10 protein-coding genes are annotated in these 11,483 nt (G+C 58.8%); all 10 read left to right on the top strand.

Going from position 1 to position 11,483, the window contains the following annotated elements:
• Positions 1-143: 143 nt before the first annotated feature.
• The gene (locus ABD112_RS13595) at positions 144-953 is read left to right on the top strand and encodes a thymidylate synthase (RefSeq protein ID WP_343926711.1); all 810 of its coding nucleotides are present in this window, start codon (positions 144-146) and stop codon (positions 951-953) included.
• The gene (locus ABD112_RS13600) at positions 950-1,480 is read left to right on the top strand and encodes a dihydrofolate reductase (RefSeq protein ID WP_343926712.1); all 531 of its coding nucleotides are present in this window, start codon (positions 950-952) and stop codon (positions 1,478-1,480) included. Before ABD112_RS13595 ends, ABD112_RS13600 begins: the two co-directional genes overlap by 4 nt.
• Before the next feature lie 9 nt (positions 1,481-1,489).
• Positions 1,490-2,464, top strand: a complete 975-nt coding sequence (gene dapA / locus ABD112_RS13605; RefSeq protein WP_343926713.1) for a 4-hydroxy-tetrahydrodipicolinate synthase — start codon at positions 1,490-1,492, stop codon at positions 2,462-2,464.
• A gap of 94 nt (positions 2,465-2,558) precedes the next feature.
• Entirely contained in the window at positions 2,559-4,235 is a 1,677-nt protein-coding gene (locus tag ABD112_RS13610; protein WP_343926714.1) for a ribonuclease J, read from the top strand.
• 150 nt (positions 4,236-4,385) lie between these two features.
• Positions 4,386-5,354 (top strand): efflux RND transporter periplasmic adaptor subunit, encoded by a 969-nt coding sequence (locus tag ABD112_RS13615; protein WP_343926715.1) that lies wholly within the window; start codon positions 4,386-4,388, stop codon positions 5,352-5,354.
• Positions 5,354-6,079 carry an ABC transporter ATP-binding protein gene (locus ABD112_RS13620; RefSeq protein ID WP_343926716.1) on the top strand — a complete coding sequence of 242 codons (726 nt, stop codon included), beginning with the start codon at positions 5,354-5,356 and terminating at the stop codon, positions 6,077-6,079. The genes ABD112_RS13615 and ABD112_RS13620 overlap by 1 nt, the downstream gene beginning before the upstream one ends.
• Positions 6,076-7,488 (top strand): ABC transporter permease, encoded by a 1,413-nt coding sequence (locus tag ABD112_RS13625; protein WP_343926717.1) that lies wholly within the window; start codon positions 6,076-6,078, stop codon positions 7,486-7,488. The genes ABD112_RS13620 and ABD112_RS13625 overlap by 4 nt, the downstream gene beginning before the upstream one ends.
• A 76-nt stretch (positions 7,489-7,564) precedes the next feature.
• Complete coding sequence (locus ABD112_RS13630; RefSeq protein WP_343926718.1) at positions 7,565-10,303, top strand: FtsK/SpoIIIE family DNA translocase; 2,739 nt, start codon at positions 7,565-7,567, stop codon at positions 10,301-10,303.
• A gap of 4 nt (positions 10,304-10,307) precedes the next feature.
• The gene (gene pgsA, locus ABD112_RS13635; RefSeq protein ID WP_343926719.1) at positions 10,308-10,964 is read left to right on the top strand and encodes a CDP-diacylglycerol--glycerol-3-phosphate 3-phosphatidyltransferase; all 657 of its coding nucleotides are present in this window, start codon (positions 10,308-10,310) and stop codon (positions 10,962-10,964) included.
• Positions 10,965-10,974: 10 nt separating this feature from the next.
• Positions 10,975-11,472 carry a CinA family protein gene (locus ABD112_RS13640; RefSeq protein WP_343926720.1) on the top strand — a complete coding sequence of 166 codons (498 nt, stop codon included), beginning with the start codon at positions 10,975-10,977 and terminating at the stop codon, positions 11,470-11,472.
• Positions 11,473-11,483: the final 11 nt, after the last annotated feature.

The raw sequence follows: 11,483 nt of genomic DNA on the forward strand, positions 1-11,483 counted from the left end.
TCATCAAATGTCGGTATTGTGCGGTCAAGGAAGTGCAACCCTTCTCGGAGTGATCTCAATAACCACAACTTAGAAGGTGTTGCACTTCCGCTTAGAACCCGGGAAACCGTGTGAAGGTGCGCGCAGCAAGTACTATCGAACCGATGGCTTCTATGATCGCAACCCCCTACGAAGATCTGCTGCGCGACACGCTCGCGAACGGTGTGCACAAGAGTGATCGCACAGGCACCGGTACACGCAGTGTGTTTGGTCGTCAATTGCGGTTCAACCTCGCAGAGGGGTTTCCGCTCATCACGACCAAGCGCGTGCATTTCAGATCAATCGCCTACGAACTTTTGTGGTTCTTGCGTGGCGAAAGCAATGTCTCGTGGCTGCGCGACAACGGCGTCACAATTTGGAATGAGTGGGCCGACGAGGCGGGCGAACTTGGCCCGGTCTATGGCGTGCAATGGCGTTCATGGCCAACCCCTTCGGGAGAGCAGATCGACCAGATCTCCGAGGTTATTGAGCAAATCAAGACCAACCCCGATTCACGCCGACTGATCGTCTCCGCCTGGAACCCCGCTGACATCCCCAAGATGGCGCTGGCCCCCTGCCATGCCTTCTTCCAGTTCTATGTTGCCGATGGCAAACTCTCATGCCAGCTCTATCAGCGCAGTGCTGACCTCTTTCTTGGTGTGCCATTCAACATTGCGAGCTACGCGCTGCTGACCCACCTCGTTGCCGAGCAAACCGGTCTTGAGGTCGGAGACTTTGTGTGGACGGGTGGCGATTGCCACATCTACGACAACCACATCGAGCAAGTCACCGAGCAGCTGACGCGTGAGCCCTATGCGCTGCCTCGCCTCGCCATCAACGCGAAGCCAGCCAGCGTCTTCGACTACTCCTTCAAAGATTTCGAGATCGTCGGCTACGAACACCACCCTGCGATCAAAGCACCGGTTGCGGTGTGACCGTGCCGGTTGGCCTGATCTGGGCCCAGTCTGACGGTGGCATCATCGGCAATGACGGGGCAATGCCCTGGCGTTTACCCGAAGATCTGGCCCGCTTCAAAGAACTTACCCTCGGCAGCCCCGTCATTATGGGGCGCAAAACGTGGGAGTCCCTACCTCCGCGCTTTCGGCCTCTTCCGGGGCGCCGCAACATCGTTGTCACCCGCCAAACCGAGTGGAGCGATGACGGGGCCGAAGTCGCGCACAGCATTGATACGGCAATTGAGTTTGCTGCGGCATCCATTGAGCCGGGAGAAATCGTCTGGGTCATCGGCGGCGCAGAAATCTTTGCCCATGCCCTCGACCGTGCCCAACGGCTTGAACTTACAGAGATCCGCGAAAACTTTGCGGGGGATACTCAGGCGCCCGAGCGAGGCGAACAATGGATGCTTGCGGCCAGCGATCCCGTCGAGGGGTGGCACACATCATCCACCGGTCTTCACTACCGTTTTTTGAGGTACGAGACTCGCGCCTCCAACCAGCGGTAGCCTAGAGGGGTGTCTACAGTGAATCCTTTCGGTCAAGTACTCGTCGCGCTCATCACGCCATTCACCGCTGAGGGTGAAGTCAATTGGGCTGATGTCGAAAAACATATCGATGATGTGATCAGCGCAGGTGCCGACGGCATCGTTGTTACCGGCACTACCGGTGAGACCAGCACGCTGACCGATCCCGAGAAGATCAAGCTTGTTGAGGTCGCGAAGTCTGTCTCTTCGGGTCGCGCGAAGATCATTACTGGTGGCGGATCGAACGAAACTGCTCATGCAATCGAGCTCTACAAAGCTAGCGAAAAGGCCGGTGCCGACGGCGTGATGTTCGTCACGCCGTACTACAACAAGCCAACTCAGGCTGGCGTGCTTACGCACTTCCGAATGCTTGCGGATGCTACTGACCTGCCGGCGATTCTCTACGACATCCCCGGTCGCACCGGTGTGCCGATCATGTACGAAACCATTCTTCGTGCGGCTAAGCACCCCAATATTCTTGCTGTCAAAGATGCCAAGGGTGATTTCAGCGAGGTGAGCCGTGTGCTCAACCAGACTGACCTCATGTACTTCTCTGGTGATGATGCCAACGTGCTGCCGCATCTGGCGATCGGTGCAACGGGCTTGATTGGCGTGACCGCCAATATTGCGCCCGCTCCGTACCGTGTCATGGTCGATGCCGTCAACGCCGGCGACTTGGCTACCGCTACCGCGGCACACCAGGCACTTGAGCCTCTTGTCCGCGCGGCAATGACGCACATTCCTGGCACCGTCGCAGCAAAGTACATTCTCCACGGCCTCGGTCGCATTTCGAGTCCTCGGGTGCGTTTGCCTCTTGTCGGCCCTGAAGATGCCGAGGCAGCCCAGATCGAAGACGAGTTAGCTCTTGTCACCGGCATCAAGGGTCTCGATCTCACAAATTTTCGCCCTGACCGCAATGCGGCAGCGGGCGGTGCCCTCCCCAAAATCGCGGGAGCCACCCGTTAGCTTCACTGGCGAAGGGTAGGCTCTGCCGTGGGCACAGCCCAAATTTTTCGCACGGGGGCTAACGGCCCCACACATCTAACTGCAAGGTATCTCAATGCCAGTTTCCTTATTTGACCCTCCAGCGCTCGAGCCAGAGACCCTTCGCGTAACGCCGATCGGCGGTCTCGGTGAAATCGGTCGCAATATGACCACGTTTGAGATTGACGGCAAGATCTTGATCGTCGACTGTGGCGTGCTGTTCCCTGAGGAGCACCAGCCCGGTGTCGACCTCATCCTTCCTGACTTCAGCTCGATTCGCGATCGGCTCGACGATATTCTCGGCATTGTGCTCACGCACGGTCACGAGGATCACATCGGCGCGGTGCCATATCTGTTGCGACTTCGTCAAGACATTCCATTGATCGGCTCAACGCTCACGCTCGCGCTCATCGAGGCGAAGCTCAAAGAGCACCGCATCAAGCCATACACGCTCAACGTCACCGAGGGCCAGAAAGAGAAGATCGGCCCCTTCGACCTCGAGTTCGTTGCCGTAAACCATTCGATTCCGGATGCTCTCGCCGTTTCGATCACGACGGTTGCCGGCACCGTGCTGCACACTGGTGACTTCAAGATGGACCAGTTGCCGCTCGATAATCGCATCACCGACCTGCGTGCGTTCGCTCGGCTCGGCGAAACGGGAGTAGATCTCTTCCTTACCGACTCTACTAATTCTGACGTTCCCGGCTTCACACCGAATGAACGCGATATCGGTCCGGTGCTTGAGGCAGTTATCGCTAAGGCTCCGCGCCGGGTCATTGTCGCGAGCTTCTCGAGCCACGTGCATCGTGTGCAGCAGGTTCTGGATGCCGCAGTCGCCAACAACCGCAAGGTTGTTTTGATGGGTCGTTCGATGGTGCGCAACATGGGCATCGCGGCAGATCTCGGGTTCCTCAAGGTGCCAGACGGGGTTCTGTTGGACGCCAAGAAGGCGGTCAATTACCCGGACAACCAGCTTGTGTACATGTCCACCGGTAGCCAGGGCGAGCCAATGGCCGTTTTGGCGCGCATGGCCAACATGGAGCACCAGATTGAGGTTGGCAAGGGCGACACCGTCATCCTCGCGTCGAGCCTCATCCCCGGCAACGAGAACGCTGTCTACCGCGTGATCAATGGCCTCACCAAGTTGGGAGCCAATGTCGTGCACAAGGCAAACGCCAAGGTGCACGTCTCAGGCCACGCTGCAGCGGGGGAGTTGATGTATTGCTACAACATCGTGCGACCCAAGAATGTGCTCCCGGTTCACGGTGAGTACCGTCACTTGGTGGCAAATGCGAACCTCGCTATTCAGTCGGGCGTTCCCGCGGAGAATACGATCATCGCCGAAGATGGCACCGTTATTGACCTAAAGGATGGCAAGGCTTCGGTCGTGGGTCAGCTTGATGTGGGATTTGTTTATGTTGACGGTTCGAGCGTCGGTGAGATCACGGATGCTGATCTCAAGGACCGCCGCATCCTCGCCGAAGAGGGCTTCATCTCCATCTTCGTTGCGGTGGATGCTCAGACCGGCAAGGTCATTGTCGGGCCCGAGATTCAGTCTCGTGGTTTCGCGGAGGACGCGGATGTGTTCGATGCCGTACTGCCGATGGTTGTGAAGGCGCTCACGGATGCCGCTGAAAATGGCACTCGCGATACTCATGCGTTCGCTCAGGTGGTTCGCCGCACTGTTGGCCGTTGGGTCAACACCCAGCACCGTCGCCGTCCGATGATCGTTCCGGTCATTATCGAGGCGTAGTTTTTCTCACAGGCACGAGGGGCATCGCTCCTCGTGCCTTTTGTGTTCCCGGAATCGCGAATGTCGCGCTTGTCTTTTTCTCGATTAAGTGATGTCATGTGAAGATTGCTCGGTTGTCTTGCTGAGCCCATTCCAATTTCGGGGTATCGAATGAGCGTTGCGCGCCGGTGGGTATTCCCCATCATCTGGATAGTCATTTTTAGTGTCATCGCTGCGGCGCTCGTGAAATTTGCCTTCTTTGGCGATGCGCTCAAGGCAGACGACGTGGAGTTCCCCACCGTCGCGATCGAGGAACAGCACTACGAGGTGGTGGCGGGCGCGATAACGAATGACGTGGAGTTGAGTGGGACTGTCGCGGCCGCTGCGAGCGTTCCGATCCTCGCGACTCTCTCGGGCGAGGTCCGCGAGGTTTCTGTCAAGGCGGGCCAATCTGTTAAGAAGGGCCAGGAGATCCTGAAGCTGCGCGCTGAAGTGGTCAACCCGGATGGCACCTCTGGCACTCAGTGGAAGATTGTCGTTGCCTCGGCCACGGGCAAGCTCGCTGAGTTCACGACACTCGTTGGAGAGTCGTTCCCGGTGGGGTCACCTGTAGGCAGTGTCTCGCCGCCGTCCTACACCGTGAGCGGCACAGTGCCCTCAGAACAGCTGTATCGCCTCGTTGATCGACCGAAAGAGGCGAGCGTTGCGATCAACGGTGGGCCGGCACCGTTCACCTGCACCGGTCTCAGCATTACGTTCGCAACCGCGGGAGATTCATCCGGCGAATCAGCAACAGGTCCGACTGTGTCGTGCGTAGTGCCGAGCGACGTCGTCGTATTCCCGGGCCTCACCGCCCAAATGACAATCGCCGGCGGCATCGCAGAGGATGTGATGGTTGTGCCCATCACGGCCGTCGAGGGTGCCGCGCTGAACGGGAACGTCTACTTTCTTCTCCCTGATGGCACCACCGAGCTTCGTGAAGTTGTGCTCGGGCTCAACGACGGAATTGTCGCCGAAGTGGTCTCAGGGCTGGAGATTGGTGACACGATCTTGCAGTTCGTTCCGGGAGCGGAGGCGGTCGACGAGGAGGCGCTGCCTGACAACTGCTACAAAGAGGGTAATGAAGTGGTGTGCTACTAATGCCGCTGCTGTCGCTCGAGGGCGTCACCCGTTCAGTAGAGCTTCCGGATTTCAGCCAGCTCGACATACTCAAAGGTATTGACCTCGATGTCGCAGTTGGCGACCACATCAGCATCGTTGGGCGGTCGGGCTCTGGTAAATCGACGCTCCTCAATCTGCTTGGGCTCATCGACAACCCCACTACAGGTCGTATCCTTTTCGATGGTGAACCTTTAGAGAAGCTTTCGGGAGGTACGCGCGATCGCAAGCGTGGCCGCGATGTCGGCTTCATCTTTCAGCAGTTCAATCTGCTTGCGGGCCGCACCGCGCTCGAGAACGTGATGACGCCGCTTCTTTATGCTTCCGGCCGTCAGTTTTGGCGCCGCCGCGCACTTGCTCAAGAAATGCTCGATCGCGTGGGACTCAGCGAACGGATGGCGTCCATGCCCGACAAGCTATCCGGCGGAGAGCAACAGCGGGTTGCAATCGCTCGTGCGCTTGTGCGCAGTCCCAGGCTGATCCTCGCTGACGAACCTACTGGTGCGCTTGACGTCGAGACCGGCGCAACAGTAATGGAACTTTTGGATAACGTCGCAGAGCAGTCAGGCGCTGCCCTCATCACGATCACTCACGATCCGAACGTCGCGGCCCTTGCTCGCCGGCACTACCGTCTCGACCACGGTGTGCTCTCGCCCATTGATGTGAACCGGATGCTTGCAACCTCGCTCCCGGAGGCTTCGCTGTGAGGTTGCGTCGCAAGCAGGCTGCCGCGTCGGCCGATGCCGAAGTGCCGAGCGCCGAGGAGCCAACGGTCGAGGCGACGATAGAGCCAGGCGGCGCGGCAGCTCCCGACCCAGCACCGCTGCCTGCTGCCGATGGTCTCATCGTGCGCCCCACGTATGAGCTCGCTCAGCCCGCTCGTGAACCTCGAGGCTCTCTCCTGAGCAGCATCGTTGGTTCTGTGGTCGAAGCGTGGGATGAGGTTCGTATCAACCGCACGCGCGTGCTCCTTAGCCTTATCGGTATTGGAGTTGCCGTGTGCGCACTAGCGACGGTTGTCGGTGCTGGAGCTGTTTTTGGGCAGGCGCAGACTGAGCAGTATGAGAAGAGCAACGGCCGACCGGCAACGCTCATGGTAAATCCGCCGTTCTCTAGCGTGACCCACGAAGAAGCTTCGCCAGACAAATTCGTCGACCATATAGAGGCGGTAATCGACCGCTATCAGATCAGTCACGCGACACCCAGGTATCGCGGGAGCGCGACCGTTCAGTCGCCGAACGGCACCGAGTACGCCGCTGTGCAGGGGGTAAGCGCTGCGTATGGTGTTATGCACCGAGTCGATCTGGGGGTCGGGCGTTGGCTGAGCGAGGCTGATGAGCAAAGGCTGGCACCAGCCATCGTCATCAACAACGACTATTACGAAAAACTTGGTCGACCCGACCTACGCACACACCCAACGCTCGTACTCGAAGCCGAGAACACGGTGACAGCAGTCATCGTCGGGGTGTTGACCGCCCAGCCCTACGACCAAGGGCTGAACCTGATGATGCTGAGTGAGCCCTTCCAATCAATCATTGGAGCTGCGGGAGCTGAGCAAGGTGCACTCACCTACGAATTCTGGGTTCCCGAAGAGCAATCCGACCAACTCGCCGCCTTGATTGAGCGCGATGTAGCGAGCGAATTCGGCGCCGGCTGGACGCCAAACGTCAATCGCAATGACTATCTATCCTGGGGCGGGCCGAGCCCTCTCGAGCCCCTGCAGTGGGTGATCGGAGGCATTGCAGGACTCATCCTTCTTCTTGGCGCCCTCGGCCTCGTCAACATCTCGCTCGTGACAGTGAAATATCGCGTGCGCGAGATTGGGGTGCGGCGTGCTTTCGGAGCCACCGCAAGCCGGGTGTTCTTTGCCGTAATGATGGAAAGCGTGGTTGCGACGGTCGTCGCCGGCATCCTTGGCGTCGCCCTGGCGATTGTGATCGTGCAGAATCCTGCACTGCAAGAACTCATCGCGCCCGGAGTGCAAGATCTCCCGCCGTTCCCTCTTGAGGCAGCGTTAATTGCGCTGGGCGCATCCGCAGCCGTTGGTGTGCTCGCGGGTCTCATGCCCGCTCTCGTGGCCGTCAAGGTGAAGGTGATTGATGCCATCCGCTATTAGTGCTCGCGTCGACCGCAGCGCCCGGCGTTGAGTGTCGCTGCGACACTCTGACGGAGGCCACAGGTAGCTTTGAATTATGGCTACGCGTACATCGTCGACCTCGCGCTCGGGGGCGTCGAAACCTCGCGCCAGAAATACTTCGAACAAGGCTCAGGCAACTAAGCGGTTACCTCGCGGCAAGCAGCCTCCGGTCGAACCAGATGGCCCCCTCACCAAAATGTGGATGGCTCTCGCGCACATGGTTGGCGGGGCGTTCCGCGTGTTCGGCCGCGAAGAGCTCACGAAAGATGAACGTCGCGACGGCGTTCCCTTCCTGTTCTTCGTCCTTGCGATCGTTGGTGCGGTCGTTGAATGGTTCAACCCCACCGATTCAGTAGCAATCGCTCTCGACGCGTACACCTTTGGTGGGCTCGTCGGCCGGGTAGCCTTCGCCTTGCCGGTGATTTTATTGCTGTTGGCGGTATGGATGTTCCGGCACCCATCTAGCGTTCACGATAACGGTCGCATCGGTATTGGTCTCAGTATCCTCATTGTGACGGTCGCGGCGTTGAGCCACGTGTTTGGCGGGCAACCGCACCCGTCGGAGGGGGCAGAAACGATTGCGCGCGCTGGGGGAGTGTTCGGCTGGCTGATGGCGAATCCGCTCATCTGGCTCGGCACAACTCTGCTTGCGGTGCCGGTGATCGTGCTGCTTTTGGTGCTCTCGCTATTCATCATCACTAAGACACCGCCGAATCGTCTCCCGTCGCGCCTTCGCGAACTCTATGCGTACCTCTTTGGTGCACAGTTGCAGAGCGATGAAGAGCGGGCGCAGACCAAGGCGCAGGCGAGCGCTGGCAAAAACGACTCCGTTCAGTTTGGCTCATTGACCGACATCGGTCTGGGGGGAGATAACGACACGTCGTCGCTACCCTGGTGGCGCCGAAACAAGTCACAGAACAGCGAAGACAAAGCCTTCGACAGCCCGGTTATCGCGCGCGATCAGGCCACTGAGGTCGTCAATCCCACCCCGCCCCCAGCGGCGAAAGACCTCACCAAGAAAGAAGAGCAATTCGGCGTCGAGCTACTCGAAGATCTTCTCAAGGCCGAAGAAGCAGTCAAGAACTACAACACCGGCGAAGTGGATGCTCCGGCCACTGAAATGCGCGACGACGGCCCCCGCGTGCTCCCCGGTTTCACCACGAAGGCCAGCGAGAAGGGTACTGCGGGCGAGTTCGACGGACCGCACGAAACCACGCCTCAAGCGTCGAACGCCGTCTATCGGCTGCCTCAGGCGTCCATGCTGTCAGCAGGAACGCCCCCCAAGTCGCGTTCAGCCGCCAACGATGAGGTTGTTGCGTCAATCACCGAAGTTCTTAAGCAGTTCAGCGTCGACGCAACGGTCACCGGCTTTAGCCGCGGGCCTTCGGTCACTCGCTACGAACTCGAGCTTGGCCCAGGGGTAAAGGTTGAGCGCGTTACAGCGCTTGCCCGCAACATCAGCTACGCGGTCGCCAGCAACGAGGTCAACATTCTGTCGCCCATTCCGGGCAAGAGTGCTATCGGCGTTGAGATTCCGAACAAGGATCGCGAGATTGTCTCGCTCGGTGATGTGTTGCGCTCAAGCGCCAGTACCAAGAGCGAACACCCCATGACGATCGGCCTCGGAAAAGACGTCGAGGGCGGATTTGTCGTAGCAAACCTCGCCAAGATGCCCCACTTGTTGGTGGCAGGCTCCACGGGTTCAGGTAAATCGAGCTTCGTGAACTCTATGATCACCTCGATTCTGATGCGCGCCAAGCCAGCCGAAGTGCGCATGGTGCTCATCGACCCCAAGCGTGTTGAACTCTCGATCTATGCGGGAGTTCCCCACCTCATCACGCCGATCATCACCAACCCCAAGAAGGCAGCTGAAGCGCTTGCTTGGGTAGTGAAAGAGATGGACATGCGGTACGACGATTTGGCGAGTTTCGGCTACCGCCATATCGACGACTTCAACCGCGCAGTCGTAGCCGACGAGATCAAGCTGCCCGAGGGTAGCCAGCGCAAGCTGAAGCCGTATCCGTACTTGCTCATCGTCGTTGATGAGCTGGCAGACCTCATGATGGTTGCACCCCGTGACGTCGAAGACTCCATCGTTCGCATCACTCAGTTGGCGCGAGCATCCGGAATCCATTTGGTGCTGGCAACCCAGCGACCAAGCGTTGACGTGGTTACCGGCCTTATTAAGGCCAATGTGCCGTCACGTTTGGCATTCGCAGTGTCGAGCATGACCGATTCACGAGTGATTCTTGACCAGCCGGGTGCCGACAAACTCATTGGTCAGGGTGACGCGCTCTTCTTGCCGATGGGTGCCTCGAAAGCGATCCGCGTACAGGGCGCGTGGGTGCCCGAGAGTGAAGTTGCCGAGATCGTGCAGCATGTTATTGCTCAGGCGCAGCCTGAATACCGTAACGATGTTGCCGTTGTCGCTGAGAAGAAGAATATCGACGCCGACATCGGCAATGACCTTGATGTGCTGCTTGCAGCCACAGAACTCATTGTCAGTACGCAGTTCGGATCAACGTCAATGCTGCAGCGTAAACTTCGCGTTGGTTTCGCCAAAGCGGGCCGTCTGATGGACCTTTTGGAGTCGCGCGAAATCGTCGGGCCCTCTGAGGGATCCAAGGCTCGCGACGTGCTTGTGAGCGCTGAACAGCTCCCCGCGGTGCTGGCCCGATTGCGCGGCGAGGACGAACCGGGGCCGGTCGACGCTGTGGAAGAATCGCTCAGCGGATACGATGAAGTAGAAGGCGGCTCAGATGAGGACGCTTGGAACTTGACCGATCGGGAGTGATCGCGTGGGCGACCAACCAGTTTCACAGTCTGCTCCGCCCGAACGCACTAGTTCGCTGCGCGGACGAATGATTCGCGACGGCGACACTCCGGCCTCAAACGCAAACATCGCCAACATCATCACGGTTGTGCGGATTTTTCTCGCACCTCTCTTCATCTGGCTTCTACTGCTGGACGACGGCGAGATGGGCCTCATCCGCTACTTGGCTGCAGGTCTGTTCATTTTCGCTATCGTGACTGACACCGTCGATGGTCACTTGGCCCGCGGTCGCAACCTCATCACGAACGTCGGAATTATCTTGGATCCGATCGCCGACAAGGTACTCACGGGCGGAGCCCTCGTCGCTCTCTCAATCTTGGGTGAGCTTCCCTGGTGGATCACGATTCTGATCTTGGTTCGTGAGTTTGGCATCACGATCTACCGTTTCGCCGTACTCTCTAAAATCGTTGTGCCGGCCTCGCGTGGCGGCAAGCTCAAGACGGTTCTGCAGGCCGTCGCTATCTCTCTTTTCTTGGTCCCGTTGTTTACCGTGCTCGGCCCGTGGGTCATGTGGGTCAACTGGTCGGTCATGGCGGTCGCAGTCGTGCTGACGGTGTATACGGGCGTCGAGTATCTGTGGCAGGCATGGCGCCACACCCGCAAAACCAATCCAGGAGCGTGACCCTTCACCAGTGAATACTGAAGAACTCGCCACAAAGATCGTGGCGATTCTCACCGAACATCGACAAACGATTGCATTGGCTGAGTCACTGACTGGTGGTCTCCTCTGCGCACAGTTGGTTGCGGTGCCGGGGGCATCGGCGGTGCTCAACGGGGCAGTAGTTGCCTACAACACCGCCATCAAGAACCAAGTTCTCGGTGTCGATGCGGGCCTGTTGGCGATTCATGGCACCGTACATCCGGATGTTGCAGCTCACATGGCTACCGGGGTGCGTGGTCTGCTCGGGGTCGGTGAGCAGCAGGCAACCTTCGGTTTGGCAACGACGGGGGTAGCCGGCCCAGAGTCGCACGAGGGCAAGATCCCTGGCACGGTGTTCATTGGGTTCGCCGCGACGAATTTTGTGGAGACTCGCGATTTCGAATTCGCTGGGGATCGTGCTGAGATTCGCACTCAGGCTGTTCACGCAGCTCTGGAGTGTCTGTATGAGCACCTCACGATTAAGGACTAAGCGTTGCTAGG

The sequence above is a fragment of the Rhodoglobus aureus genome (assembly GCF_039527955.1).
GTDB classification, from domain to species: domain Bacteria; phylum Actinomycetota; class Actinomycetes; order Actinomycetales; family Microbacteriaceae; genus Rhodoglobus; species Rhodoglobus aureus.

Bases quoted from the DNA above. Each gene is read 5' to 3' on its own strand.
- ABD112_RS13620 (WP_343926716.1), top strand. From the start codon at position 5,354: ATGCCGCTGCTGTCGCTCGAGGGCGTCACCCGTTCAGTAGAGCTTCCG.
- ABD112_RS13610 (WP_343926714.1), top strand. From the start codon at position 2,559: ATGCCAGTTTCCTTATTTGACCCTCCAGCGCTCGAGCCAGAGACCCTT.
- ABD112_RS13595 (WP_343926711.1), top strand. From the start codon at position 144: ATGGCTTCTATGATCGCAACCCCCTACGAAGATCTGCTGCGCGACACG.
- ABD112_RS13630 (WP_343926718.1), top strand. From the start codon at position 7,565: ATGGCTACGCGTACATCGTCGACCTCGCGCTCGGGGGCGTCGAAACCT.
- ABD112_RS13615 (WP_343926715.1), top strand. From the start codon at position 4,386: ATGAGCGTTGCGCGCCGGTGGGTATTCCCCATCATCTGGATAGTCATT.